The organism is Streptomyces amakusaensis, from assembly GCF_039532665.1.
GTDB lineage: Bacteria > Actinomycetota > Actinomycetes > Streptomycetales > Streptomycetaceae > Streptomyces > Streptomyces amakusaensis.
The window spans coordinates 397517-422295 of record NZ_BAAASB010000001.1; the positions used below are offsets into that span (position 1 = coordinate 397517).

Here is a 24779-nt window from a genome sequence, read left to right on the forward strand (position 1 = left end):
TCAATCAATCACCCGGCCGCCCGATCGATGGGGTAATCCCTCAATTCTTTTCCGTGTTTTCCGGTCCCGGCCGCCCACGCGGGGCCCCGCGCGACCTGGTCCCGGGACCTCGCCCGGTGCTCGCCCGGGCGTACGCCCATGGTGCGCTTGAAGGCCACGCTGAGGGCGTACGCGTTGGAGTAGCCCACCTGGCGGGAGACGGCCTCGACGGTGGCATCGGTCCGGGCGAGCAGATCGGCGGCCTGGCAGATGCGCCACTCGGTGAGGTACGCCATGGGCGACTGGCCCATCAGATCGCTGAACCGCTGGGCGAACCGGGCCCGGGACGCCCCGGCCTCGGTGGCGAGCCCGGCCACCGTCCAGGCACGGGCCGGATCGCCGTGGATCAGCCGCAGCGCCCGGCCGATCATCGGATCGCCATGGGCCCGGTACCAGGCGGGGGCCTGGGCCTCCGGCTGTTCGAACCACTCGCGCAGGCTCATCACCAGCAGCAGGTCCAGCAGCCGGTCCAGCACCACCTGCTGGCCCGGGGCCTCCCGGTCCAGCTCGTACGCGATCATGTCCAGCGCCGGGCAGCCGCCCGCTCCCACGGGGATCCTGGCGATCCTCGGCAGCGCGTCGAGCACCCGTCCCGAGACGCTGCCGCTCACCTGGTACGTGCCCTTGATCAGGACCGTCTCCGCCGCTTCCGCCGTCCCCTCCGTCCCCTCCGGACAGGGCGCGTATCCGCAGATCGGCTGCTCGCCGACGACGACCCGGCCGTCCGGCGTCGTACACCGGTCGGGTCCGTGAACCACCAGACGCGGCGGGGTGCCGGGGTTGTCCGAGACGGTGTACGGCTCGGGCCCGAGGACGATCATCACGTCCCAGGGGCGCAGCGGCACGGCCTCGCCGCCGTCGGGAGTCACCCAGGCCTCGCCTCTCAGCATGGTCAGGAGAGTGAGCGGGGTCGGTTCGACGAACCTCAGGGACCAGGGCGGGGCGAAGGCGGACTGGTCGAAGAGGGCTCCCCGGGGGCGGACGTCGTGCAGCAGGGTCGACAGCGCGTCTTCCATGGCAGGAGTCTAGATCCGGCCGTGGGTGGCGGGATCGAAAAATGAGACGCTCAAACATCTGATTGAGAGGGACAGCCATCCTCCGTTCCGTCCGGCGCGGGTTGACTGTTCCTCATGACTTCCTCCTCAGTTACCCCTGTTCTGGTACTCGGCGGCACCGGCAAGACCGGCCGCCGGGTGGCCGCGGCCCTGACCCGGGCCGGGTTCACTCCCAAGATCGCCTCGCGCTCCGGCGAGGTCCGCTTCGACTGGCACTCCGACACCACCTGGGGCCCGGCCCTGGAGGGCGTCCGCGCGGTGTACGTCGTGGACTCCCAGGGCCCGGACGCGCCGGCCGAGGTCGCCGCCTTCGCCGAGGCCGCCAGGGCGAGCGGGGTGGAACGGCTGGTGCTGCTCTCCGCGCGGACCTGGGGCGAGCTGGGCGGCGAGACGCTCGCCACCGAGCGCGCCGTCAAGGACTCCGGCCTCGACTGGACCATCCTCCGTCCCGCCTGGTTCAACCAGAACTTCGCCGAAGAGGCCTGGTACACCGTGCCCTTCTCGGAGGGCGAGCTGCGCATTCCCGCCGGCAAGGGCCGTGAGCCCTTCATCGACCTGGAGGACCTCGCCGACGTCGCCGTCGCCGCCCTCACCGAGGACGGTCACACGGGCGAGACCTATGTGCTCTCCGGCCCCGAGGCGCTCACCTTCGACGACGTCGTCGCCGCCGTCTCCGCCTCCACCGGCCGCCCCCTCGCCTACACCCCCATCAGCCGTGAGCAGTACATCGAGGAGCAGGAGGCCCGCGGCTACCCGCCCGCCTTCGGCGAAGTCCTCGGCGACCTCTTCCAGCACATCAGCGCCGACGGCAGCGCCGAACTCTCCGACGGCGTCCGCCGCGCCATCGGCCGTGAGCCGAAGCCCTTCTCCGACTATGTGAGCCGCACGGACTTCGGCGCGGTCCTCGACGGCAAGTCCGTCTGAGCGGGCCGTCAGGGGCACAGCCGGGGCGGGTCCGGCCGGTCCCGGCGGGTGAGGCGGAAGAGGCGGATCTGACGGGTGATCCGGGCCTGGTAGGTGGCGTAGGGGGGCCAGAAGCGGAGGACCCTGGACCAGACGCGGCGGCGTTGTTCGCCTTCGAAGAGCCGGGCTTCGACGGGGATGTTCTCGCCCTTCCAGCTGACGTCGGCTTCGGGGTGCGCGAGGAGGTTGGCGGTCCAGGCGGGGTGGCCGGGGCGGCCGAAGTTGGAGCCGATGAGGATCCAGGAGCCGTCGGCCTCGGGCATGCAGGCCAGGGGGACGGCTCTCGGGAGTCCGGTCTTCGCGCCCCGGGCGGTGAGGACCAGACCGGGGAGCATCAGGGTGCTGAGCATGGCCCTGCCGCCCGTCAGCCGGTGCACGGCGCGGTCCAGGGACGGGATGACGCGGGGGGCGAGGCGGGCGAAGAGGCGGGTCGAGGAGACGGTCCGGACCAGCCGGACGCCCGCCGGGGCGCGGGTCACCGGGCCGCGCCCAGCGCCGGGGCCGCCGCAGCCGCCGGGGTCTCCGGGGCTTGCGGGGCTTCCGCCGCGAACAGTCCGGCCTCCCGCGCCGCCCGCTCCCGGAGCCCGTGGACCGGGCCGAAGAGCAGCTCGTCCCCGGCCGCCCGTTTGAAGTACAGATGCGTCTCGTGCTCCCAGGTGAACCCGATCCCGCCGTGCAACTGCACCGCCTCCGCCGTCGTCGTCCGCACCGTCTCCAGGCACTGCGCCAGCGCCGGACCGCCCGCCCCGGCCGGGTCCCACGCCGCGTACCGGGCCGCCGAACGGGCCGCCCGGACCTGGACGTAGAGATCGGCGAGCCGGTGTTTCACCGCCTGGAAGGAGCCGATCGGGCGGCCGAACTGCTCGCGCTCGCGCACATGTGCCACGGTCCGCTCCAGGGCGTACGCCGCCGCCCCCGAGGACTCCGCCGCGAGCAGCGCCGCCGCCCGGACGCCGGTCGAGGAGAGCGCCCGGGCCACGGCCGGGCCGTCGTCGTCGCCGAGCAGCTCGGCGGGGCAGTCGCGCAGCTGTACGCGGCCCTGCGGCCGGGTCTGGTCGAGTGCGGTGAGCCGGGCGCGGGTCAGCCCCGGGGCCTGTGCGCGTACCAGGAAGAGCAGGGTGCGCCCGCGCGCGAAGCCGCCAGCACGGGCGGCGACCAGCAGGAGTCCGGCGCTGTGCCCGTCGAGGACCTGGCCGGCCTCCCCGTACAGCAGCCAGCCCCCGCCGGGCGCGGGCCGCGCCTGGACGCCGCCGGCCCGGCCGCCGCCCGCCGCCCACGCGCCGCCGCTCCCGCTCCCGCTCCCGCTCTCTCCGATCAGCCCGATGGCGGTGGCGAGGGAGCCGCCGGGGATGACGAGGGCGCAGGTCAGCGAGGCGTCCGCGAGGCGGGGCAGGAGCCGTGCGCGCTGGGCGGGCGAGCCGAGGGCGGTGATCAGCGGGGCGGCGAGGCCGACGGTGGCCAGCAGCGGGGAGGGGAGCAGCGCGCGGCCGGTCTCCTCGCAGGCGAGGGCGAGTTCGGGAAGGCCGCAGCCGACTCCCCCGTACTCCCCGGGCAGGGCGAGCCCCGGCAGTCCGAGCCGTTCGCCGAGGCAGGTCCACAGCTCGGGGTCGTGTCCGGCGGGGGTCAGCGCCACGGTGGCGAGCCGGTCCGGGCCGCAGCGGGCGGCCAGCACCTCGCGGAGGGTGCGGCGGATCTCGCGCTGCTCTTCGGTGAGCGCGGCGAAGGCGGTGTCCATGGGACCTCCCGAGCTGATGGGCCGTCATATTAGAGAGAGCGAAGGCCGTTGGACAGAGAGCGTGCACCGCGTGTCTCCATTCGGCACCCATATCTGATGTACCGTCAGCTTTATGGCAGCCACCTCCCGCAAGGTCGCCGTCGTCGGCGTCGCCCTCTCCGACTGCGGCCGGATCGACGGCCGCACCCCCTACTCCCTGCTCGCCCAGGCGGCCCGCCGCGCCCTCGCCGACTCCGGGCTCGACCGCTCCGCCGTCGACGGCTTCGGCTCCGCCGGACTCGGTCTCCTCGCGCCCGCCGAGGCCGCCGAGTACCTCGGGATCCGGCCGCGCTGGGTGGACTCCACCTCCGTCGGCGGCGCGAGCTGGGAGGTGATGGCCGCGCACGCCGCCGACGCGATCGCCGCCGGGCACGCCCGCGCCGTGCTGCTCGCCTACGGATCCACCGCGCGCGCCGACATCAGGGCGGGGCGGCGCACCGCCGGCCTCTCCTTCGGCGGCGGGGGCCCGCTCCAGTTCGAGGCTCCGTACGGGCACACCCTGATCGCGAAGTACGCGATGGCCGCCCGCCGCCACATGCACGAGTACGGGACCACCCTGGAGCAGCTCGCCTCGGTCGCGGTCCAGGCCCGCGCCCACGCCGCCGCCAACCCGGAGGCGATGTACCGCGCCCCGATCACCGTGGACGAGGTGCTGTCCGGGCCGATGGTCGCGGACCCGTTCACCAAGCTGCACTGCTGCGTCCGCAGCGACGGGGGGTGCGCGGTGCTGCTGGCCGGCGAGGAGTTCCTGCCCGACACCGCGAAGCCCCCGGCGTGGATCCTGGGCACCGGGGAGTATGTCTCGCACACCGCGATGTCCTCCTGGGAGGACTTCACCGTCTCCCCGGCGGCCGTCTCGGGGCGGCTGGCCTTCGAGCGCGCCGGGCTCGCCCCGGCGGAGATGGACATCGCCGAGGTGTACGACGCCTTCACCCATATGACCCTGGTGACCCTGGAGGACCTGGGCTTCTGCGCCAAGGGGGAGGGCGGGGCCTTCGTCGCCGAGGGCCGGATCGGGCCGGGCGGCGAGCTGCCGGTGAACACCGACGGCGGCGGGCTCTCCGCCTGCCACCCGGGGATGCGCGGGCTGTTCCTGCTGGTCGAGGCGGTACGCCAGTTGCGCGGCGAGGCGGGCGGACATCAGGTCCGGCTGCCGGGCGGGGGCCCGCCCCGGCTCGCGGTCGCCTGCGGGACCGGGGGGTGGTTCTGCTCCTCGGGCACGGTGGTGCTGGGCCGGGACTGAGACCTCCGCCGCGCTACTCCCAGGTCGCGGTGGAGGGGTCGATGCCGTGGGCGCGCGCGCTGGCGTCGACGATCCGCCGGAACCAGGAGGCGAGGCCGGTGCGGATGCCGTCGTAGTGGGCGGCGAACGCCGGGTCCGCCTCGTATCTGCGCCCCAGACAGACCTGCATCCGCCGGGTGAGCGGAAAGTACGAGGCGAAGACCTCGCGGTGCCGCTCGACGAGCCGGTCCGCCTCCGGGCTGCCGGGCCGGACGCCCGCGTCCATCGCGTCCCCGAGGGCCCGGTCGAGCCCGGCGACGGCGTCGGCGACCTCCTGCCACTCCTCCGGGCCGCGAGCGGCCGAGCGTTCGGCGTACTGGAGCCACTGCGCCGTGTCCCCGTAGCTCCGGCGGGCCTGGGCCGGCCACTCCGGATTCCACCCGGGGCCGAAGATCCCCGTCTGCTGCTCGGCGGTGAGCAGCGGGCCGCGCTCATGGGCCTCGATCATCCGGTCCAGCCCGTCGCCGAGCCGCTGGAGGCGCTCGATCCGTTCGGCGATCCGGTCGCGCTGCGCGCGCAGCGCGCCGGGCACGTCCGCGTCCGGGTCGTCCAGGACGGTACGGATCCGGTCCAGGCCGAGGCCGATCTCGCGGTAGACGACGACGCGGTGCAGACGTTCCAGATCACCGGCGGTGTAGAGGCGGTATCCGGCGGATGTGCGCAGCGAGGGGCGCGCCAGACCGATCTCGTCCCAGTGGTGCAGCGCGCGGACGGTGACACCCAGCCGGGACGAGACCTGGCCGACGGTCAGGCCGTCGGCGTCAGGCAGGCCCTCCGCCGTCCGGGCGGCCGGTGTCGGGTGGGGTGATCCCGATGGCTTCAAGGTTCCGTGCCTCCTGACTGTCCGGGACGAAGGGCTTCGCGGCGGTGAGGACGATCCGCGCGTTCTCGGGGGTGATCACTTCCACGTCGCGGGTGTTCCAGGGGGTGTCCCGGGGGCCGTCGACCGAGTCCGGGCGCAGCGCGCGGCAGTCCTCGACGAGGGAGTCGAGCTGGCCGAGTACGCAGGAGAAGCTGAGGCTCATCGCCGGCGGCTGCTCCGGAACGGTCTCCGCCGGGACGAGAAGGACGTCCTGGAAGGCCCATCGGCGCAGATGCACGAGGCTGCCGGGGATGGCGAACAGTTCGAAGAATCCGAGTCCTCGGGTCCAGAACTCCACCGAAGCCGCCAGGTCGCTCGTAGGGATCGTGACGAAGGCGGGCATCCCGTAGATGCCCCGGAACAGCTCCGGGGGGACCGCGTCGGGGCCGGGGGCGGGCACGGGGCTGGTCTCGAACGCGTTGTAGTAGTCGCTCATGCGCCTCACCCTCCGGCCTCACGCGGCGTGAGGGTCAAGCCGGTTCCGGGGATCCGTTCGGCGGGAGGGGCCCGTCCGGCGGGAGGAGGCGCTCGACCAGGGCGGTGATCAGCTCGGTGGCCGAGTCCTCGGGGAAGACCTCGGGGAGCGTCAGCCGCTCCACCACCAGCCAGTTGGCGGCGAGGTAGATCATTCTGACCGCATCGGCGTCCCCGGGGAGCCCGGCGGCCAGATGGCCTTCGACATTCGCCTCCAGATCGGCCCTGACCCGCTCGGTGAGCAGGGTGCGCAGGGCGGGCCGGCGGGTGGCCTCCAGGCGCAGTTCGAGCAGGGCGAGATAGCCGGTGCGGAAGGTGGAGACCCGCTCCACCACCTCGCGTACCAGCCGTGCGGTCCGCTCCCGGTCCGCCGGGCCCTCGTTCATCGCCGCGATGGTGTCGGGGTCGGGGCGCATCCGCTCGTAGATCCGGGCCCCGGCCTGGTTGAGCAGATCGTCGCGGTTGGCGAAGTAGTTGGACGCGGTGCCCTTGGGGACGGCGGACTCCGTGTCGACGGCCCGGAAGGTCAGCCCGCGCGCGCCGTCGCGGGCGAGCACCTCGATGGCCGCGTCGACCAGCGCGGCGCGCCTGGCCAGGTTCTGCCGCATGGGGGTGTCACCGTTCCTTCGAGCTTCAAGGGTTCAGCCGTTCGACCACTATAGGCGGACCACTACGGCCCGAGTGGTGTTCACTGGGGCCATGGAGAGTGCGGAGAGCATGGACAACGACGCCCGGGACCGAGACCCCTTCCACGCCCAGGACGCCTTCCGGGTGCTGCTGAACGCCCAGCGCGTCTGGGACATCGATCTCCCCTCCTTCGACCCGGCGACCGCCCCCGGCACCCCGCTGGCCCTTTTCCACCAGTGGTTCGCGGACGCGGTCGCCGCCGGGCAGCCCGAGCCGCACACCATGACGCTGGCGACCGCCGACGAGGCGGGCCGTCCGGACGTACGCACCCTGATGCTGCACGACGCCGACCGGCGCGGCTGGCACTTCGCCTCCCACTCCACCAGCGCGAAGGGCCGGCAGCTGAGCGCCCGTCCGGAGGCGGCCATCGGCTTCTACTGGGCCGCGCGGGGCCGCCAGGTCCGGGTCCGGGGGCCGGTCGCCACCATCGACGCGGCGGAGAGCGCCGCCGATCTGCACGCCCGCTCGACGGGCGCGCTCGCCGCCGCGCTCACCGGGCACCAGAGCGAGGTGCTCGGCGACCGGGAGGAGCTGGCGCACGCCTCGGCGGCGGCCTGGGAGCGGGCGAGGACGGAGCCGGAGGCGCGGGTGCCGAGCTGGACCCGTTATGTGCTGGAGCCCCGGGAGGTGGAGTTCTTCCAGGGGGACGTCTGGCGGCAGCACGTCCGGCTGCGCTACCGGCGCGAGGAGCAGGGGGGCGACTGGTCCCGGGAGCTGCTCTGGCCCTGAGGGTCACCCGGGGCCGGCGGCCGGCCGGAAGACCGGGACCGCGAACCCGCCCTCCTCCGCGCGGAAGGCGACCGTCAACGCCATCCCGACGTGTAACTCCCCCGCCCCGCACCCGACCACCTCGGTCATCACGCGCGGACCCTCCGCGAGATCCACGACGGCCGCGACATACGGCGTCCGCGCGTCGAACGGCGGCACATCGTTGCGATGGACGACGGACCAGGTGTAGAGCGCGGCCCGGCCGCTCGCGGTCTCCCAGCGGACGTCCTGGCTCCAGCAGTACGGGCAGAACTCGCGCGGGTAGTGGTGCGCGGCGGAGCACCCCCGGCAGCGGCGCAGCAGCAGCCGGCCCTCCCGGGCGGCGTCCCAGAACGGGCGGGTGAAGTCGTCGGCCTCGGGGATCGCGGGGGAAGGGGAAGGGGAAGCGGGCATCGGCGGACTCCGATCGGCGCGTGGCGGCGGGACCCCGGCCCCGGGCGAGGCCGAAAGCCGTTTCGGCCCGGCAGGCGGGCCGTTTCGCGCGGCCGGGCCACGCTCTGCCGTTCGGGTCCCCCATGTTCGGTGCCGTACAGCATTTCTGACGCCACGTCAGTTCAGCCGAAGTCGCCCCCTCCCCGCAAGGGTCGGCCGCCACCTGGCCAGAACCGATCGAAGTCCCATCATCAGACGATCGGTCGTGATCAATTCGGTATGGATTTCCGACTTGACCGAGACCCATCAAGGGGGGCGCGCAGTACGCTCACGCTTCATGGACAGAACGGACGACAGGCCCGTCTATGTGATCGGCGGCGGCCCTGGCGGCCTGGCCGCGGCGGCCGCGCTGCGCAAGCGGGGCGTACGGACCGTGGTGCTGGAGAAGTCCGACGCGGTGGGCGCGTCCTGGCGACGCCACTACGACCGGCTCCATCTGCACACCACCCGGGGGCTCTCCGGACTGCCGGGGCTCCCCATGCCCCGGTCCTTCGGCCGGTGGGTCTCCCGCGACAATGTGATCCGCTATCTGGAGAAGTACGCGGAATTCCACGAGCTGGAGATCGTGACCGGCGTGGAGGTCACCCGCGTCGAGGCGACGGAGAACGGCTGGCTGCTCCACGCCACCGGCGGACGGCGGCTGACCGGGCGCGCGGTCGTGGTCGCGACCGGGTACAACCACACCCCCGCGCTGCCCGACTGGCCCGGCCGCGAGAGCTACACCGGCCAACTGCTGCACGCGGGCGAGTACCGCGACCCCACCCCGTACCAGGGCAAGGACGTCCTGGTCGTCGGCGCGGGCAACACCGGCACCGAGATCGCCGTCGACCTGGCGGCGGGCGGCGCCGCCCGGGTCCGCCTCGCGGTCCGCACACCCCCGCACATCGTCCGCCGCAGCACCGTCGGCTGGCCCGCCCAGCGCACCGGCATCCTCGTCCGCCGCCTGCCCACCCGCCTGGTCGACGGACTCGGCTCCGCCCTCGCCAGAATCTCCGTACCCGATCTCACCGCCCACGGACTGCCCCGCCCCGCCGAGGGGCTCTACTCCCGCGTCCGGGCCGGCGCCATCCCCGTCCAGGACGTCGGTCTCGTCAAGGCGGTACGCACCGGACGGGTCGAGCCGGTCGCCGCACTCGCCTCCTTCGAGGGCGACGAGGCCGTCCTCGCCGACGGCAGCCGCGCCACCCCGGACGCCGTGATCGCCGCCACCGGCTACCGGCGGGCCCTGGAAGACCTCCTCGGCCATCTGGAGGTCCTCGACTCCCGGGGGCGGCCCCTCACCCACGGCGGCCGGTCGCCCGCACGGGCCCCGGGGCTCTACTTCACCGGGTTCACCAACCCCATCAGCGGGATGTTCCGCGAGATGGCGATGGACGCCCAGCGCATCGCGAAAGCCCTGTCCCGCACCTGACCAGCGTTCCCGCTACCCTCCCTGCCGACGTCCAAACCTCGGCACGTATCCTCTCGCCACCTGCTTTCATCCAGCCGTCCGGCCGACACGAGTCACCATGCCGACGGCCATCTCAACCAGTGGGGTTCCATGCGCATTTCGTCCACAGCCGCCGCCCTCGGCACTGTGCTCGCCCTCTCCGCCTCCGTCCTCGCGGTCGCGCCCGCCGCGTCCGCCGCCCAGGCCGCGCCCGCCGCGAACACCGGCGTGAAGATCGAGAAGCTCGTCGTCAACGGCGGCAAGCCCATCGTCATCGGCACCGGCCAGAACGAGAAGTTCTCGATATCGGTGACCGTCTCCGACAACTCGGGGATCGACCACAAGGGTCTCCCGTACCTCGGCATCAAGCGGGAGGTCGGAGACAACTACTGGGGCTACTTCCTCGAACCCTCCTGCAAGGCGAAGAACCGCACCACCTCGGTCTGCACCTCGAATTTCACCAGCGAGCCCAAGGGATACGACCTCCCCCGCAACTACTTCGCCGGCAACTGGCAGGTCTACCTCCAGTTCACCGCCAAAGACGGCGACTACTACGGCGCCTACCACGGCACCCACCCCTTCCAGCGCCGCGCCGCCCTCACCGTCGACGCCGGCCCCGAGCCCGTCCGCAAGAACAAGAACCTCACCGTCACCGGCAAGCTCTCCCGCGCCAACTGGGACACCCTCCGCTACGCGGGCTACACCAACCAGCCCGTGAAGCTCCAGTTCCGCAAGAAGGGCACCAACTCCTACTCCACCGTCAAGCTCGTCAAAACCAACTCCACCGGCAACCTCAAAACCACCGTCAAAGCCACCACCGACGGCTACTGGCGCTGGAACTTCCCCGGCACCACCTCCACCTCCACCACCCTCACCAGCGGCGACTTCGTCGACGTCCGCTGACCCCCCGGCGTCCGCCGGGATGCGCTGTGGTCCCGTACCCCCATGCCCCACCGGGTGAGCCGGGCCACCAGCCACGGCGCGTGGACGCCTTACGCCCGGGCGCTGGCTTTCAGCGAGTCGCCCCGGGCGTAGCGGGCGACGACGGTGGCCCGGCCGGCGACGACGCGCTGTGCATCCTCGCTCTGCGGCTGTCACCGGCCGTCGCCACTCAGTCTGATCGGGGTACCGATCTCAGCCCGGACGACCTTCCCCCAACGGTTCTGTCACTGCCCCAGCGCGAGGCCAACACCTCCACGATCAGCAGGCCCCGGCCGCCGCCGCCGGCACTCTCCGGCCGCCCTGGATTGGGCTGCCTGCCGGACTTGTCGGAGACGGAGATTCGCACCCGGTCAATGGCCGACCTCCTGACGGAGACCCGGATTCGCCGGGACGCCGTGTGGACCACGGCATTGCCGACCGGCTCGGAGAGATCAGCGTGGCGGTGTGCTCCAACTCGCCCAGCTCCCAGGCTTCCAACGCTTCGCGAATCAAAGTACGGGCACTGCGTGCGGACAGCGCTGATCGCCGTTGTCGGCACGAGGTCTTCCCTCCGGGTGATTCAGCACAGCCCCTTGGGGAAAGGGCCGAATGCTCGATCTCGTCCGCGCTTTGCCGGAAAGCAGGGCGGCACGAGGCCCTACGAGAAGACATTCGCGCCCTAGTGGGGCACCGCACATGAAACCCGGGGCCGCCGAACACAGAACGGCATCGAGCAGTCGCCGGGGCACCGTGGGGTTCCTGCTGAAGGCGGGGATTCGTACGCGGCACGCACGTCCTCCAAGGCCTCCCGCCACTGACCCTCGGTGATGGCACCGGACCACCGGCCACTACTTCTATCTGGTGAACGGCATCAGCGCCGTCAACTTGCTCCACGGCACGAGCGTTGGACCATTCATCCCGCGAAGCCGTCGCGGCGACCCGGCTCTCCTACTTCAACAGGTGATCACCGTGACCATCACGCAAGAACACATCCGTACGACCATCGCCGCCTATCTCGACCGGTACCCCGAGGACGAGCACGCGCTCGAAGCGGTACTCGGCCTGATCGACGGCGTCGGCGACCTCACCAGCCGGAAGACGCTGCCCGGCCACATCACCGCAGGCGCGGTCCTCGTCGGCGCCGACGGACGCGTACTGCACATCCTCCACAACGCGACCGGGAAATGGCTTCTGCCCGGCGGCCATCTGGAGCCCTCCGACGAGACGCTTCTGCGGGCCGCGGGCCGGGAGCTGGCCGAGGAGACCGGGATCCCGCCTCACTTGGTCACCCCGGAGGGAGAGACCCCGCTGCACATCGACATCCACCCCATCGACGCCAACCCCGCCAAGGACGAGCCGGCCCATCAGCACTTCGACTTCCGCTTCCTGTTCCGCACCACGGCCGGCATCGGTGAACTCCAGACCGAAGAAGTCTCCGACGCCGTCTGGCGAGCAGCGGGCTCCCTCCGTGACGAGAAGTGGGGTCGGCGTCTCGCCCAAGCGATGAGCTGACCCCGGACCGGCCCCGCTCTCGCGGCCCTGAACCAGCGTCCCGACGGCGTCGCGATCCACGCGGCGCTGGAGGTCGGTGAGGCCACGCGGGAGGACTGGAACCGTGTCATCGACCCCACCGCGGCCGTACTCGAATCGCTTCTCCTGGACCCCGCGCCGCGTGCTCAGAGGTGTGGTTTGACCAGTTCGGCCACGTTGCTCTTGGAGGCGGGACCGATGCGGGTGGCGACGATCTTCCCGCCCTTGAAGACGTACAGGGTGGGGACGGCGGTGACGTTGTGCTTGGGGGGCGTGTTGGGGCTGCGGTCGATGTCGAGGCGGGCGACGGTCAGCCGGTTGGCGTACTCCTTGGCGATGTCCACCAGGACCGGGTCCAGGATCTTGCACGGGCCGCTCCACTCGGCGCGGAAGACCGCGAGGACCGGACCGGTGGCCTTGACGACCTTTGTCTCGAAGTCGGCGTCGGTGACATCGACGACGGTGCTGCCCATGGGACTCACTCCTTCACGAAGGGACGGGCCGCGGCGGAACCGCCGCGGCCCGGGAACTGACGGTCAGGGCGTGGCGAGGCCGAACCAGTACTCGAAGGTCACCAGCAGGCCGTTGAGGGTGTTGAGGGGGTCCAGGGTGCCGGTGTCGACGGTGAGTTCGCCGTCGGTCGCGAGCTGGTCGGGGGTGGTCTGTGCGATGGCGAGAGCGTTGAGGCCGGCGCGGGTGATCGTGTAGGTGGCGTCGGCCCGCGCCGGGACGACGGGGCCGGGGGTGTAGACGAGGACGCCGTTGCGGAGCTGGAGGGCGCAGTGGGTGGGATCGTCGGCGAGGCCGCCGGTGATCTTGAGGCCCAGGGTGAGGGGGTGGCCGGCGGCGTCGGGGCCGTTGAGGCGGATGCCGAGGTAGTCGGCGAGCATCTCCAGCGGCATCGCCTCCAGCACGGGCTGGGTGATGATCTGCGGCGCGGGCGTGCCGGGCGGGGGGCCGTCGACGGGTCGGGTGCGCAGTTCATGGGCGGCGGCGAGGTAGAAGTTGCGCCAGGGGCCGCTCTCGGCCTGGTAGCCGAGCTGTTCGAGGACGTCGGCCTCCAGCGCGCGGGCCTCCTGGTGTGCCGGGTCGGCGAAGACGGCGTGGGCGAGGAGTTCGGCGGCCCACCGGTAGTCGTCCGCGCTCTTGGCGTTCTCGAACGACTGCCGGGCCAGCTCCACCACCTTGGCCACGCCGCCCAGCGCCTCGACGTAGCGGGGGCCGGACTCCTCGGGCGGCAGCGGGTGCAGATGGGCCGCGTTGCCGTCGTACCAGCCCAGATAGCGCTGGTAGACGGCCTTCAGGTCATGGTTGACCGTGCCGTAGTAGCCGCGGTTGAACCACTGCCCCGCCAGAGACTCCGGGACCTGGGAGTCCAGGTCCTCGGCGATCTCGGTCATGGTCCGGCCCTGGTTCGCCAGCCGGAGCGCCTGGTCGTGGAGGAAGCGGTAGAGATCGGCCTGGCTGGTCAGGAAGGACACGATCGCGTCCGGCGACTCCTCGGTGTTCCACCGGGGCCAGAAGTGCGAGGCGAACAGGGTCTTCGACCGGTTTCCGTACCACTCCACCGACTGGTTCAGATACTGCGACCACTCCTTCGCGTCCCGCACCTGGGCGCCGCGCAGGCTGTAGAGGTTGTGCAGGGTCGGTGTGGCGTTCTCCGCCATGCACAGCGCCTCGACGTCCGGCAGATAGAAGTTCAGCTCCGCCGGGGCCTCCGTACCGGGGGTGAGCTGGAACTCCAGATTCACCGGCCCGAAGGCGACGACATGACGGGGCCGCGCCACCTCGGGGGTCACGGTGTAGGTCGGCGGCAGCAGACCCGGGGACCCCGAGGACATGGTCTTGCCCAGACCTGCGTCCACCTGTCCCTTCTCGGACCGCTCCAGGAGCGAGCCGTACATGAACTGCGCCCGGCGCAGCATCGCGTTGCCCGCGTAGACGTTCTCACTGACCGAGTGCTCCAGGAATCCCTCCGGGGCGATGACGTCCACCCCGCGGGGCAGCCGGCCGCCCTCGAACAGGCCCAGCACACCGCCGTAGTGGTCGAGGTGGGAGTGGGTGAAGATCACCGCTCGGATCACGCGGTCCGCGCCCCGGTGCTCCCGGTAGAGCTTCCAGGCGGCTGCCGCGCACTCCTCGCTGATCAGCGGGTCGACGACCACGACCTCCGGGGACACCCCGGTGGGGTCCTCCAGGAAGGAGATGTTCGACAGGTCCATCCCGCGCACCTGGTACACGGCGTCCGGGACGACCTCGTAGAGGCCGGTGTTCATGTTCAGCAGCGCGTTGCGCCACAGGCTCGGGTTGACGGTGTCCGGAGCCGGTCCGGTCAGGAAGGTGTACGGGGTCAGGCTCCAGGCGGGCACCGGGCTGCCCTGCTTGTCCACCACGAAGTCCGGCGGCAGCGCCGCGATCAGTCCCTTCGCCGCGAGCCCCGCCTCCGGATCCTGGCCGTCCGGCGGAACCGTCACCGCCGCGTTCAGATCCCTCGTCAACGGCGTCGCGGGCTGGGGCTCATCTGACGGCAGACCAGTCAATGGACTCTCCTTCCACCAGGCGGAGCACACCCCTGAGGAAACGGGGCAAACCCCGCGAACAATCCTGGAGATTTCCAGGAATGTCGAACAATATTACCGAATGTAACGATCCGGTCGCGGAATCATCCCAGCCCCCGCCCGCCCCGGAAAGGGGGCGAAATCGGCCAGTCCCGCACGGCGAGCCATGGGATCACCCGACTCGTCCTCGATGCTCCTTTCCGGCGGTGGCTCGCTCCGTGGCTCGCCTTCGCCGGAACGGCCCCATCGGCCGCCGGGGGCGGATGTCAGGCGCAGTTGATGATCAGAGGGGTGAGGGCGGTGCAGGTGCGGGAGGCGGTGTCATTGCCAGGGTTGGGGTCGGTGGGGCTGCCGGCGGTGCGGGTCGCGGTGAGGGTGTAGGGGGTTCCGAGGCTGAGGAGGGCGACGGAGGTGGCGAAGTGGCGGGTGGCCGAGCCGCCGGGGGCGAGGTCGGGGACCGCGCAGGTGGCGGTGGTGCCGGTGACCGTGCAGTCGGGGCTGGTCGTTCCGGACGCGGGCAGGTCGGCGGTGACGGTCGCGTTCGTGAGGCGGCCGGGGCCGTGGTTGGTGGCGGTGAGGGTGTAGTCGACGCGCCCGGTCAGCCCGGGGCGGGGGGTGGCGGTGAGGGTGAGGCCGAGGTCGGCGGCGGGGGGTGTGGCGAGGGCGATGTCACCGGGCCCGTTGCCGACACGGACGGTGGCGGTCACGGTGTCGGTGGTGGTGTCGATGACCGAGACGGAGTTGCCGGCGGCGTTGGCGACATAGGCGCGGGCGCCGTCGGGGGAGAGCGCGAGTGCGGCGGGGCGGGTTCCGACGGGGACGGACGCGGTCACGCTCGCGGTGGCGAGGCTGACGTCGGCGACCGTGTTGTTGCCGTTGCGGGCGACCAGGGCGCGGGTGCCGTCGGGGGTGACGGCCACGTCGAAGGGGCGTTGCTGGACGGGGATGGCGCCGGTGACGGTCTCGGTGGCGGTGTCGAGGACATGGAGGACATGGGTGGCCATGTCGGAGACATAGGCGCGGGCGCCGTCGGGGGCGAAGCCGATGCGGTTCGGGGTGGAGGCGGGGACCGCGATCCGCTTGACGACCGTGTCGGTGGCGGTGTCCAGGATGGTGATCCGCTCGCGTTCGGTGAGGTAGAGGCGGGATCCGTCCGGGGAGAGCGCGATGTCGTTGGCGGCGACGTCGACCGGGAGGGTCGCGGTGACGGTGCGGGTGGCGGTGTCGACGACGGCGAGGTTCTTGTCGAGATGGTTCGCGACGTAGAGCCGTGAGCCGTCGGGGGTCACGGCCAGGTCCTGGGCGCCCCGCCCGGTCGGGAGCGGGGCGGTGGCCGTGTTGTTCGCCGTGTCGACGACCCTCAGCGTGCCGGCGCTGTAGGAGGTGACGTAGACGGAGGTTCCGTCCGGCGAGGCCGCGGCCCGGGTGGGGCCGCCGGGGACGTCGATCGTCGCCGTCACCGTGTTGCTCGCGGTGTCGATGACCTTCACATCGTTGCTGGCCCGGTTCGGTACGTAGGCGAACGTGCCGGCCGAGGCCTGCACGGCAGTCGTCCTGCTCACAGCGCTTATGGGATCGGCTTGGACGGGTGGTGCGGAGGCGAGTGCGAGCCCGGCCAGGGCCAGCGCGGTCAGGGCGGTGCGGTACGGGCCCGACGGCCTGGTCGCGGTGCGGAGCATGGCGGAAACGGTTCTCCCATTCGATGGGGGCGCAGAAGAATCTGTGCCGATGTCACGGGGCGGGCCGGGCACGACGACACCCCTGCCGGGCCGGCCTCCGGAACACTTTCAATGGAATGACGGTTTGTCAGGACCGCCACCGACCGGCCCGACCGGCCCGGCCGACCTCAGAAGAATCGTTCCGGCCATCCCGTCATACGACCGGTCCGGGCCGCCTCTCCCCGAAGTGCCGCTCCGCCGCCGCCGCGAGCCTTGCGGAGCCAGCCGTGGCCACCCTGCAAGGAGCCGCCTCACAGGCGTCCCGGCCTGGGACCGGGTTCATCCGGGACGCGGCGTGGTGCGCCAGTGGCCCTTGATGGCTTCCGGCCAGCCTGAAGCAGAAGCGACTGAGGCCAGGCGTTGGAGACGGTTCACGCGAAAGGGTGAACGCGCGCCCGTACCGGAATAATCTCGATGCTCAGCGGGCTGTCGGCGACGCGGACGCGGTCGACCGTCTTGCCCGCGCCCGTCCGGGCCGAGCGCCCGACAGACCGGAAAGACAGCGACATGCCCAGTGACCGTCTCCTGCGCATCCACAGTGCCGAGTTCCAGGCCATGGCCGAGAGGGTCCTGCGGGTCACCCGGCTCACCTCCCGGCTGAACGTCCTGCCTTTCGAGGACGAAGCGGGCAAGGCGGAACTGCTGGAACAGATCCTCGGCAGACCGCTGCCGCCGAGCGTCACGATCTACCCGCCCTTCTACACGGACCACGGCCTCAACCTCGATCTCGCCGAGCGCGTCTTCATCAACCAGAACTGCACGTTCCTGGACTATGCGGGCATCCGGCTGGGCGAGCGCGTGATGGTCGGGCCGAAGGTCACGTTCATCACCGGCGGCCACCCGGTGGATCCCGAGGAGCGGCGGCTGTACCTCACCGGCGCGCCCATCGATGTGGCGGAGAACGTGTGGATCGGTGCGGGTGCCACCATCCTGCCCGGCGTCAGTATCGGCCGGGACGCTGTGATCGCAGCCGGCGCGGTGGTGGCCGATGACGTTCCGCCGGCGAGTCTGGTGACCGGCGGCAAGGCCACCGTGAAACGGGAGTGGTGACGTTCTCCCCACCGCGGGCGAGGCAGGGGCCCAGGCCGTGTCTTCCCCTGCCTTCCCCCAGCTCATCAACAGGTGATCCATCGCCATCGGCGCGAAGGCCGCCAACAATCATGAAACCGAACAGCCCGCGCGCCCGGGGAACATCCCGGAACCTCACCCCTTCCTGACTCCGCTCCCGGCCAGTAACCTGACTGAGCGTCAGCTATTTGCACCGAGCAGGAGCGGGGCTCAGCGATGCTTGGATCCACTCACGGCACCCTCACCTCCGACCTCCGCGCACGTGTCGTCGCCTGCGGAGTCGATCCCCGTGACGCGGTCCACGACGCCGCGTCGGCGACCGCGGGCGCAGGGGATCTGGATGTCAGCGGACGGCCGCTGTACGCGCCGGTGCCCGATCTGGACCGGCTCTTCCGGCCCCGGGCGGTGGCGGTGGTCGGGGCGTCGGATCAGGAGGGGAGGCCGGGTGCGGGGATCACTCGGCGGCTGATCGGGTGGGCGGAGAGGGTCGGGGCGCGGGTGTATCCCGTGCATCCGGGGCGGGAGAGGGTGTACGGGCTGCGGTGTGTGGGCTCGGTGGGGGAGCTGGGGGAGCTGCCGGAGCGGGTGGATGTGGCGGTGCTGCTGGTCCGGGATCCGCTGCCGGTGATGGGGGAGTTGGCGGAGGCGGGGATCGGGTTCGCGGTGGCGTTCGCGTCGGGGTACGCGGAGACGGGGGCGGAGGGGGCGCGGGCGCAGGAGCGGCTGGCGGAGGAGGCGCGGCGGGTCGGGGTGCGGCTGTTGGGGCCGAATACGAATCTGAACGCGTTCGAGGCGTTCCGGGAGGATCTGCCGGGGCCGGCGATCGCGCTGATCACGCAGTCGGGGCATCAGGGCAGGCCGGTCTTCACTCTTCAGGAGCTGGGGGTGCGGCTGTCCCACTGGGCGCCCACGGGCAATGAGGCGGATCTGGAGACCGCCGATTTCATCTCGTACTTCTGTGAGCGGCCCGAGGTGGGGGCCATCGCCTGTTACGTGGAGGGGCTCAAGGACGGCCGCGCGTTTCTGCTCGCCGCCGACCGCGCGGCACGGCGCGGGGTGCCGGTGGTCGCCGTGAAGGTGGGGCGGACGGCGGTGGGGGCGCGGACGGCGGCCTCGCACACCGGGAAGCTGACCGGGGCGGACCGGGTGGTGGACGCGGCGATGCGGCAGTACGGGGTGATCCGGGTCGATGGTCTGGATGAGCTCCAGGACACCTCGGCGCTGCTGGCGCGGGCCCGGGAGCCGGTGGCCGACGGGGTGGTCGTGTACTCGATCTCGGGCGGCACGGGGGCGCACTTCGCCGATCTGGCCAGCGCCGCCGGGCTGCGGCTGCCGGCGCTCTCCCCGGCCCGGCAGCGCGAACTCCACCAGTGGATCCCGGAGTACCTCAGTGTCGCCAATCCGGTGGACAACGGCGGCCATCCGGTCGGCGACTGGCGGGGACGGAAGATCATCGACTCGATCCTGGCGGACCCGGGGGTGGGGGTGCTGATCTGTCCGATCACGGGGCCCTTCCCGCCGCTGAGCGACCGGCTCGCGCAGGATCTGGTGGCCGCCGCCGAGGCGACCGAGAAGCTGGTGTGCGTGGTGTGGGGATCGCCGGTGGGCACGGAGGACGCGTACCGCCGGACGCTGCTGGGCTCCTCGCGGGTCGCCACCTTCCGTACCTTCGGCAACTGCATCACCGCCGTACGCGCCCATCTCGACCACCACCGCTTCACCAGCGGCTACCGCTCGCCCTTCGACGAGGCCCCGCGCATCCCCTCGCCCTCGGCGCGCAAGGCTCGGGAGCTGCTGAGCCCCGGCCGGCGGCTGAGCGAGCACGCGGCGAAGCAGCTGCTGCGGGCGTACGGGATCCGGGTGCCGCGCGAGCAGTTGGTGACCAGCGCGGCGGCGGCGGTGCGGGCGGCAGCGCTGATCGGGTACCCGGTGGTGATGAAGGCGTCCGGGGACCGGCTCGCGCACAAGTCGGAGCTGGGGCTGGTGGCGGTCGGGCTGACCTCGGCGAGTCAGGTGCGGGAGGTCTACCGGGAGCTGACCGAGATCGCGCGCCAGGAGGACATCGAGCTGGACGGGGTGCTGGTCTGCCAGCTGGTGGACCGGGGGGTCGAGATGGTCGTGGGCGTGTCCCAGGACGCGCTGTTCGGGCCGACCGTGACGGTGGGGCTCGGCGGGGTGCTGGTGGAGGTGCTCCAGGACACGGCGGTACGAGTCCCTCCGTTCGGCGAGGACCAGGCGCGGGCGATGCTCGGGGAGCTGCGGGGGCGGGCGCTGCTGGAGGGGGTGCGGGGCGGTCCGCCGATGGATGTGGACGCGCTGGTGGAGGTCGTGCTGCGGGTGCAGCGGATGGCGCTGGAGCTGGGGGACGGCCTGGCGGAGCTGGAGATCAATCCGCTGGTGGTGCTGGAGCGCGGCCAGGGGGCGGTGGCGCTGGACGCGCTCGCGGTGTGCCGATGAGCGGGGACGAGGACAGGGGCGGGGACGGGGACGGGGACGAGGTGCTGGACCGGGTCGGCGGCGGCGTTCTGTGGATCACCCTCAACCGGCCGGAGGTCATGAACGCGGTGACGTGGGAGCAGCGCGAGCGGATCGTCGCGCTGCTCGACGGGGCCAATGCCGATCCGGCGGTGCGGGCCGTGGTGATCACCGCCTCCGGGCGGGGTTTCTGCGCGGGCGCGGATCTGCGCGGCTCCGCCGCCGGGCCACCGGCACAGCGGGGGACGGGCGAGGTGGCCCGTACGGTCCGGCGCGGGGCGCAGCGGCTGATCGCCGCCGTGCTGGAGTGCGAGAAGCCGGTGATCGCGGCGGTCAACGGCACGGCGGCGGGCATCGGCGCGCATCTCGCCCTCGCCTGCGATCTGGTGGTGGCGGCGGAAGGGGCCCGGTTCATCGAGGTGTTCGTCCGGCGCGGACTGGTCCCGGACGGCGGCGGGGCGTATCTGCTGCCCCGGCTGATCGGGCCGGCGCGGGCCAAGGAGCTGATGTTCTTCGGGGACGCGCTCACGGCCGCCGAGGCCGAACGGATCGGGCTGGTCAACCGGGTGGTGGCGGACGGCGAGCTGGAGCGGACGGCCCGGGAGTGGGCCGAGCGCCTTGCCCGGGGGCCGACGCGGGCGCTGGCGCTGACCAAGCAGCTGGTGAACGCCTCGCTGGAGTCGGACCGTGCGACGGCCTTCGCGGCGGAGGCGGCGGCGCAGGAGATCAATATGTCGACCCGGGACGCGCGGGAGGGCGTGGCGAGCTTCGTGGAGCGCCGGAGCCCCTCGTTCGAGGGCCGCTGATCCGAAGCCGTGGTTCAGGGCGTCCGGGGAAGGAAGATCCGTACATCGCCGACGTCGGGGTCTCCGACGAGCACGGAGAGTTCGGGCCGGGGGTCGGTGCCCGCGATCAGCCAGAACTGCTCGTCGCCGCAGCCGGTCACCCGGACGGCGTCGCGGTGCCCGTACTCCTCTTCGTCGATCGACCACTCCCCCACGCCCTGGCAGCCCTCGCCCTCGGGTCCCATCGGCGCGTCGATCAGGGCTGCGGAGCCGTCCGCGTCGAGCCGGATCAGGGCCTCGTCCGGGCCCTCCCACTCCCCGGCCAGCCGGCCGGCGGTGAGCCGGGGCGGCTCGTACTCCTCGATCACTCCGCCCATCGTGGCGAGGGCCAGCGCTCCGACCGTCGCGGGCACCAGCAGGACGGTCGCGCCGAAGGCGTGGAACCAGATGCCCAGCCGGGTGTACGGGGTCTCCCGCGCGGCTTCGGCGCGGCGGTAGCGGGCCATGGCGAGCAGCGGCGGGACGGTTCCGGCGGTGAGCCAGGCCCAGGCCGTGAGGTATCCGGCGCCGAGCAGGGCGAGCGGTACGGCCCAGAGCGCGGCGAAGGCGGCGGCGAAGGCGGCGGGGAGGAGGAGCGCCCGGCGCGGTGACGGCCCGCCGGCGCGGCGTACGGCCCAGGCGGCGACCGCGCGCACGGGCACCGGGAGGGCGATGGCGAAGAGCAGCCCGGCGACGGGCACGATCAGCGGGGCGACCACCAGCAGACAGAGGAAACCGAACGCGGACGGCGGCACTCCGTAGTCGTCCTCGGTGACCGTCTCCACGATGAAGCACGCGGTGAGGGCGACGGCGAGCTGCACGGCGCTCGCGCCCGCCCCCACGGCGACATCTCTCGGTTCCCAGCGCCAGGGCCGGGAACATCCTGTTCGTCCCATGTGGCCGACCGTATGTCCGGGGCTTTTCCGCGCTGTCGCCAGGGTTCTCATCTGACGATCCGTCAGTTTCAATGGAGTGGTGATGGGACACGCGGCCATGGCCGCCACCGCCGTCCGGTGCCTCAAAGCGCCCGGGGCGCCCGGGGCACCCGGAACGCCCTTACCGCCCAGGCCGGACCGGCGGCCTCCGGTCGCCCCGGCGGAGGTGCGGCGGGTGCTGGGGAACTTCCCCAGCGGGGTCACCGTCATCGCCGCCCGCGACGGGGAGGGCCCGGCCGGGTTCGCCTGCCAGTCGTTCTCGTCGCTGTCGCTCGATCCGCCGCTGGTGCTCTTCCTGGTCGGCCGCGCCTCGGCCAGCTGGCCCCGGATCGCCCGCGCCGGGGTGTTCTGCGCCACCGTGCTGGGCGAGGAACAGGGCGGGCTGTGCCGGGCGTTCGCGGTCAGCGGGGCGGACAAGTTCGCCGGGGTGGCGCACACCCCCGCGCCGGTCACCGGCTCGCCGCTGCTCGCGGGCGGCACCGCCTGGGCGGACTGCGCGATCCGGGCGGTGCACACCGGCGGCGACCATCTGATCGTGGTGGGCCGGATCGAGGCGCTCGGCACCACGGGCGACGGCGAGCCGCTCGTCTTCCACCGGGGGCGGTTCCGCGGACTCAGAGCGCCGGGAGGTCCGGGCTCCGCGCCGGCCGGGTGATCACCAGGGCCATCAGCGCGGCCATCGCGCAGAGGCCCCCGGAGGCGTACCAGACCACGTCGTACGAGCCGAAGACATCGCGCGCCACCCCGCCCGCGAAGGCCACCACCGCCGCGCCGACCTGGTGCGAGGCGAGCACCCAGCCGAAGACGATCGCGCTGTCCTCGCCGTAGTGCTCACGGCACAGGGCGATGGTCGGCGGGACGGTCGCCACCCAGTCGAGGCCGTAGAAGACGATGAAGAAGACCATGGGCAGTTCGACGGAGGGGGCCAGCAGCATCGGCAGGAAGAGCAGGCTCACCCCGCGCAGCGCGTAGTAGACCGCCAGCAGTCGGCGGGCGTCGAAGCGGTCGGTGAACCAGCCGGAGGCGATGGTGCCGATGACGTCGAAGACGCCGACGACGGCGAGCAGCGAGGCGGCGGCCGTGATCGGCATGCCGTGGTCGTGGGCGGCGGGCACGAAGTGGGTCTTCACCAGGCCGTTGGTGGTCGCTCCGCAGATCGCGAAGGTGCCCGCCAGCAGCCAGAACGGGCCGGTGCGCACGGCCTTGAGGAGCACCGCGACGGTGCGGCGGGCCGCGCCGGGGACCGGCGGGGGCTTGGGGGTGAAGACCTCGGCCCCGTACGCCGTGGTGCCGGTGTCGGCCGGGTGGTCGCGCAGCAGCAGCCAGACGAAGGGGACGACGGCGAGCGCGGAGAGGGCGACGGTGATGGCGGCGGGCCGCCAGCCGTGGTTCTCCACCAGCCAGGAGAGCAGCGGCAGAAAGACCAGCTGGCCGGAGGCCCCGGCGGCGGTGAGGATGCCGGTGACCAGGCCGCGCCGCTTGACGAACCAGCGGTTGGTGACGGTCGCGGCGAAGGCGAGCGCCATCGAGCCGCTGCCGAGGCCGACCAGAACACCCCAGTACAGCACCATCTGCCAGGGCTCGGTCATGACCACGGTGAGCGCCGAGCCGCCCGCGATGACGGTGAGGGCGGCGGCGACGACCCGGCGGATGCCGTAGCGGTCCATCAGGGCGGCGGCGAAGGGCGCGGTCAGCCCGTACAGCGCGAGATTGACCGAGACGGCGAAGCCGATGCTGCCGCGCGACCAGTCGAACTCCTCGTGCAGGGGCTCGATCAGCAGGCCCGGCAGGGAGGCGAATCCGGCGGCTCCGATGATCGTCACAAAGGCGACGGCGGCGACGGACCAGGCGCGGTGCACGGTGAAGCGGCGCGCGGGCGGATCGGGGACGAGGGGTACGGGTTCGGCTTGGCGTGTCTCGGTCACGGATCCAGCTTCCGGCGCACGGTCCACCGTCATCGAGTGGCCCGAAGGACACCTTCCGTTAGGATCGGGCCATGGCTTCTTCCCCGCCGCACCGCGTCGTCGTCCTGGCGCTCCCCGGGGTGATCCCCTTCGAGCTGTCGATTCCGCACCGCATCTTCGGCCGGTCCGTCTCCCCCGCCGGTGATCCGCTCTACACGGTCACCACCTGCACCGGCGTCCCCGGACCGGTCGCCACCGAGGCCGACTTCGCGGTGTGCGTGACGCACGGCCCCGAGGCGCTGGCCGAGGCGGACACGGTGATCGTCCCGGCCGCGCACCGGACGCCCGCCCTCACCGAGGACGGCAGGCTCCCGGAGGAGCTGGCCGAGATCTTCGCCCACATCCGGCCGGGGACCCGGATGGCGTCCATCTGCACGGGCGGCTTCTTCCTCGCGGCGGCCGGCTTCCTCGACGGCCGTCCCGCGACGACCCACTGGAGCGCGGTGGACCGCTTCCAGCGGCTCTTCCCCTCGGTCAGGGTCGATCCGGACGTGCTGTACGTGGACGACGGCGATGTGCTGACCTCGGCGGGCGTCGCGGCCGGGATCGACCTCTGCGTCCACATGGTCCGCCGCGACCACGGCTCGGCCGTCGCCAACGACGTGGCCCGGCGCAGCGTCGTACCGCCGCACCGCGACGGCGGCCAGGCGCAGTACATCCGGCGGCCGGTCCCCGAGCCGCAGTTCGCCACCACCTCCACCGCGCGCGGCTGGGCGATGGACCGGCTGCACGAGCCGATCCAGCTGCGGGATCTGGCGGAGCGGGAGTCGATGAGCGTACGGACGTTCACCCGCCGCTTCCGCGAGGAGGTGGGGGTGAGCCCCGGGCAGTGGCTCACCCATCAGCGGGTGGAGCGCGCCCGTCAGCTGCTGGAGTCGACCGAGCTGTCGGTCGACCAGGTGGCGCGGGACGCCGGGTTCCGCACGGCCCAGTCGATGCGGCAGCACCTCCAGTCGGCGCTGGGGGTGGCCCCCACGGTCTACCGGCGCACCTTCCGGGCCGGCTCCCCGGGGCTCTGAGC

The 24779-nt window shown here is 72.3% G+C and carries 23 protein-coding genes; 11 read left to right on the top strand and 12 right to left on the bottom strand.

The window, feature by feature from the left end; genetic code table 11:
* Positions 1-8: 8 nt before the first annotated feature.
* On the bottom strand, positions 9-1055 hold the full coding sequence (locus ABD371_RS01560; RefSeq protein WP_344471775.1) for an AraC family transcriptional regulator: 1047 nt from the start codon (positions 1053-1055) through the stop codon (positions 9-11).
* Between the two features lie 114 nt (positions 1056-1169).
* Between ABD371_RS01560 and ABD371_RS01565 the strand changes: the two genes are divergently transcribed.
* Positions 1170-2018: an NAD(P)H-binding protein gene (locus ABD371_RS01565; protein ID WP_344471777.1), complete on the top strand. Its 849-nt coding sequence runs from the start codon at positions 1170-1172 to the stop codon at positions 2016-2018.
* 8 nt (positions 2019-2026) lie between these two features.
* Here ABD371_RS01565 and ABD371_RS01570 read toward each other — a convergent pair whose 3' ends face one another.
* Together ABD371_RS01570 and ABD371_RS01575 are read right to left on the bottom strand one after the other, a co-directional pair.
* Positions 2027-2536: a nitroreductase family deazaflavin-dependent oxidoreductase gene (locus ABD371_RS01570; RefSeq protein ID WP_344471779.1), complete on the bottom strand. Its 510-nt coding sequence runs from the start codon at positions 2534-2536 to the stop codon at positions 2027-2029.
* Positions 2533-3792, bottom strand: coding sequence for an acyl-CoA dehydrogenase family protein (locus ABD371_RS01575; protein WP_344471781.1), 1260 nt, complete (start codon positions 3790-3792; stop codon positions 2533-2535). The genes ABD371_RS01570 and ABD371_RS01575 overlap by 4 nt, the downstream gene beginning before the upstream one ends.
* A gap of 112 nt (positions 3793-3904) precedes the next feature.
* Between ABD371_RS01575 and ABD371_RS01580 the strand changes: the two genes are divergently transcribed.
* The gene (locus ABD371_RS01580) at positions 3905-5074 is read left to right on the top strand and encodes a thiolase C-terminal domain-containing protein (RefSeq protein ID WP_344471783.1); all 1170 of its coding nucleotides are present in this window, start codon (positions 3905-3907) and stop codon (positions 5072-5074) included.
* A gap of 13 nt (positions 5075-5087) precedes the next feature.
* On the opposite strand, the gene ABD371_RS01585 is transcribed toward ABD371_RS01580, so the two are convergent.
* The 3 genes from ABD371_RS01585 to ABD371_RS01595 are packed head-to-tail and all read right to left on the bottom strand — an operon-like array spanning position 5088 to position 7057.
* Positions 5088-5882, bottom strand: coding sequence for a MerR family transcriptional regulator (locus ABD371_RS01585; RefSeq protein WP_344472164.1), 795 nt, complete (start codon positions 5880-5882; stop codon positions 5088-5090).
* Positions 5875-6411 (bottom strand): VOC family protein, encoded by a 537-nt coding sequence (locus tag ABD371_RS01590; protein ID WP_344471785.1) that lies wholly within the window; start codon positions 6409-6411, stop codon positions 5875-5877. The genes ABD371_RS01585 and ABD371_RS01590 overlap by 8 nt, the downstream gene beginning before the upstream one ends.
* Positions 6412-6445: 34 nt before the next feature.
* Positions 6446-7057, bottom strand: coding sequence for a TetR/AcrR family transcriptional regulator (locus tag ABD371_RS01595; RefSeq protein WP_344471788.1), 612 nt, complete (start codon positions 7055-7057; stop codon positions 6446-6448).
* 91 nt (positions 7058-7148) lie between these two features.
* Between ABD371_RS01595 and ABD371_RS01600 the strand changes: the two genes are divergently transcribed.
* Positions 7149-7865: a pyridoxine/pyridoxamine 5'-phosphate oxidase gene (locus ABD371_RS01600; RefSeq protein WP_381734339.1), complete on the top strand. Its 717-nt coding sequence runs from the start codon at positions 7149-7151 to the stop codon at positions 7863-7865.
* A gap of 3 nt (positions 7866-7868) precedes the next feature.
* Here the strand turns inward: ABD371_RS01600 and ABD371_RS01605 are convergent, their stop codons facing one another.
* On the bottom strand, positions 7869-8297 hold the full coding sequence (locus ABD371_RS01605; protein WP_344471790.1) for a Zn-ribbon domain-containing OB-fold protein: 429 nt from the start codon (positions 8295-8297) through the stop codon (positions 7869-7871).
* Between the two features lie 316 nt (positions 8298-8613).
* Here ABD371_RS01605 and ABD371_RS01610 point away from each other — a divergent pair, with 316 nt between their 5' ends.
* From ABD371_RS01610 to ABD371_RS01620, 3 genes are all read left to right on the top strand, one after another.
* Positions 8614-9747 (top strand): flavin-containing monooxygenase, encoded by a 1134-nt coding sequence (locus ABD371_RS01610; protein ID WP_344471792.1) that lies wholly within the window; start codon positions 8614-8616, stop codon positions 9745-9747.
* Positions 9748-9876: 129 nt separating this feature from the next.
* The gene (locus ABD371_RS01615; RefSeq protein WP_344471794.1) at positions 9877-10668 is read left to right on the top strand and encodes a hypothetical protein; all 792 of its coding nucleotides are present in this window, start codon (positions 9877-9879) and stop codon (positions 10666-10668) included.
* Between the two features lie 987 nt (positions 10669-11655).
* Positions 11656-12198, top strand: a complete 543-nt coding sequence (locus tag ABD371_RS01620; RefSeq protein WP_344471796.1) for an NUDIX hydrolase — start codon at positions 11656-11658, stop codon at positions 12196-12198.
* A 164-nt stretch (positions 12199-12362) separates the two neighbouring features.
* Here ABD371_RS01620 and ABD371_RS01625 read toward each other — a convergent pair whose 3' ends face one another.
* The 3 genes from ABD371_RS01625 to ABD371_RS01635 all read right to left on the bottom strand — a co-directional run bounded on the left by ABD371_RS01625 (position 12363) and on the right by ABD371_RS01635 (position 16453).
* A complete protein-coding gene (locus ABD371_RS01625; protein WP_344471798.1) occupies positions 12363-12689 on the bottom strand; it encodes a thioredoxin family protein in 327 nt (108 codons plus the stop codon).
* A gap of 63 nt (positions 12690-12752) precedes the next feature.
* Complete coding sequence (locus ABD371_RS01630; protein WP_344471800.1) at positions 12753-14756, bottom strand: alkyl/aryl-sulfatase; 2004 nt, start codon at positions 14754-14756, stop codon at positions 12753-12755.
* A 284-nt stretch (positions 14757-15040) separates the two neighbouring features.
* Positions 15041-16453, bottom strand: a complete 1413-nt coding sequence (locus ABD371_RS01635; RefSeq protein ID WP_344471802.1) for a beta-propeller fold lactonase family protein — start codon at positions 16451-16453, stop codon at positions 15041-15043.
* Positions 16454-16999: 546 nt separating this feature from the next.
* Between ABD371_RS01635 and ABD371_RS01640 the strand changes: the two genes are divergently transcribed.
* The 3 genes from ABD371_RS01640 to ABD371_RS01650 all read left to right on the top strand — a co-directional run bounded on the left by ABD371_RS01640 (position 17000) and on the right by ABD371_RS01650 (position 20841).
* Positions 17000-17542 (top strand): DapH/DapD/GlmU-related protein, encoded by a 543-nt coding sequence (locus tag ABD371_RS01640; RefSeq protein WP_344472168.1) that lies wholly within the window; start codon positions 17000-17002, stop codon positions 17540-17542.
* A 234-nt stretch (positions 17543-17776) separates the two neighbouring features.
* The gene (locus ABD371_RS01645) at positions 17777-20017 is read left to right on the top strand and encodes an acetate--CoA ligase family protein (RefSeq protein WP_344471804.1); all 2241 of its coding nucleotides are present in this window, start codon (positions 17777-17779) and stop codon (positions 20015-20017) included.
* A complete protein-coding gene (locus tag ABD371_RS01650; protein WP_344471806.1) occupies positions 20014-20841 on the top strand; it encodes an enoyl-CoA hydratase/isomerase family protein in 828 nt (275 codons plus the stop codon). The genes ABD371_RS01645 and ABD371_RS01650 overlap by 4 nt, the downstream gene beginning before the upstream one ends.
* 14 nt (positions 20842-20855) lie before the next feature.
* On the opposite strand, the gene ABD371_RS01655 is transcribed toward ABD371_RS01650, so the two are convergent.
* Entirely contained in the window at positions 20856-21755 is a 900-nt protein-coding gene (locus ABD371_RS01655; RefSeq protein WP_344471808.1) for a hypothetical protein, read from the bottom strand.
* A gap of 97 nt (positions 21756-21852) precedes the next feature.
* On the opposite strand from ABD371_RS01655, the gene ABD371_RS01660 reads away from it, so the two are divergent.
* A complete protein-coding gene (locus ABD371_RS01660; RefSeq protein ID WP_344472170.1) occupies positions 21853-22449 on the top strand; it encodes a flavin reductase family protein in 597 nt (198 codons plus the stop codon).
* On the opposite strand, the gene ABD371_RS01665 is transcribed toward ABD371_RS01660, so the two are convergent.
* Positions 22409-23752 (bottom strand): MFS transporter, encoded by a 1344-nt coding sequence (locus ABD371_RS01665; protein WP_381734335.1) that lies wholly within the window; start codon positions 23750-23752, stop codon positions 22409-22411. The genes ABD371_RS01660 and ABD371_RS01665 overlap by 41 nt on opposite strands.
* Positions 23753-23790: 38 nt before the next feature.
* Here ABD371_RS01665 and ABD371_RS01670 point away from each other — a divergent pair, with 38 nt between their 5' ends.
* A complete protein-coding gene (locus tag ABD371_RS01670; RefSeq protein WP_344471810.1) occupies positions 23791-24777 on the top strand; it encodes a GlxA family transcriptional regulator in 987 nt (328 codons plus the stop codon).
* The last annotated feature ends 2 nt before the right edge of the window (positions 24778-24779 follow it).

Coding starts and splice junctions, on each gene's coding strand:
- ABD371_RS01560 (WP_344471775.1), bottom strand. CDS start 1,055: ATGGAAGACGCGCTGTCGACCCTGCTGCACGACGTCCGCCCCCGGGGA.
- ABD371_RS01565 (WP_344471777.1), top strand. CDS start 1,170: ATGACTTCCTCCTCAGTTACCCCTGTTCTGGTACTCGGCGGCACCGGC.
- ABD371_RS01575 (WP_344471781.1), bottom strand. CDS start 3,792: ATGGACACCGCCTTCGCCGCGCTCACCGAAGAGCAGCGCGAGATCCGC.
- ABD371_RS01580 (WP_344471783.1), top strand. CDS start 3,905: ATGGCAGCCACCTCCCGCAAGGTCGCCGTCGTCGGCGTCGCCCTCTCC.
- ABD371_RS01590 (WP_344471785.1), bottom strand. CDS start 6,411: ATGAGCGACTACTACAACGCGTTCGAGACCAGCCCCGTGCCCGCCCCC.
- ABD371_RS01595 (WP_344471788.1), bottom strand. CDS start 7,057: ATGCGGCAGAACCTGGCCAGGCGCGCCGCGCTGGTCGACGCGGCCATC.
- ABD371_RS01600 (WP_381734339.1), top strand. CDS start 7,149: ATGGAGAGTGCGGAGAGCATGGACAACGACGCCCGGGACCGAGACCCC.
- ABD371_RS01605 (WP_344471790.1), bottom strand. CDS start 8,297: ATGCCCGCTTCCCCTTCCCCTTCCCCCGCGATCCCCGAGGCCGACGAC.
- ABD371_RS01610 (WP_344471792.1), top strand. CDS start 8,614: ATGGACAGAACGGACGACAGGCCCGTCTATGTGATCGGCGGCGGCCCT.
- ABD371_RS01615 (WP_344471794.1), top strand. CDS start 9,877: ATGCGCATTTCGTCCACAGCCGCCGCCCTCGGCACTGTGCTCGCCCTC.
- ABD371_RS01625 (WP_344471798.1), bottom strand. CDS start 12,689: ATGGGCAGCACCGTCGTCGATGTCACCGACGCCGACTTCGAGACAAAG.
- ABD371_RS01635 (WP_344471802.1), bottom strand. CDS start 16,453: ATGCTCCGCACCGCGACCAGGCCGTCGGGCCCGTACCGCACCGCCCTG.
- ABD371_RS01640 (WP_344472168.1), top strand. CDS start 17,000: ATGCCCAGTGACCGTCTCCTGCGCATCCACAGTGCCGAGTTCCAGGCC.
- ABD371_RS01645 (WP_344471804.1), top strand. CDS start 17,777: ATGCTTGGATCCACTCACGGCACCCTCACCTCCGACCTCCGCGCACGT.
- ABD371_RS01650 (WP_344471806.1), top strand. CDS start 20,014: ATGAGCGGGGACGAGGACAGGGGCGGGGACGGGGACGGGGACGAGGTG.
- ABD371_RS01655 (WP_344471808.1), bottom strand. CDS start 21,755: ATGGGACGAACAGGATGTTCCCGGCCCTGGCGCTGGGAACCGAGAGAT.
- ABD371_RS01660 (WP_344472170.1), top strand. CDS start 21,853: ATGGCCGCCACCGCCGTCCGGTGCCTCAAAGCGCCCGGGGCGCCCGGG.
- ABD371_RS01665 (WP_381734335.1), bottom strand. CDS start 23,752: ATGACGGTGGACCGTGCGCCGGAAGCTGGATCCGTGACCGAGACACGC.
- ABD371_RS01670 (WP_344471810.1), top strand. CDS start 23,791: ATGGCTTCTTCCCCGCCGCACCGCGTCGTCGTCCTGGCGCTCCCCGGG.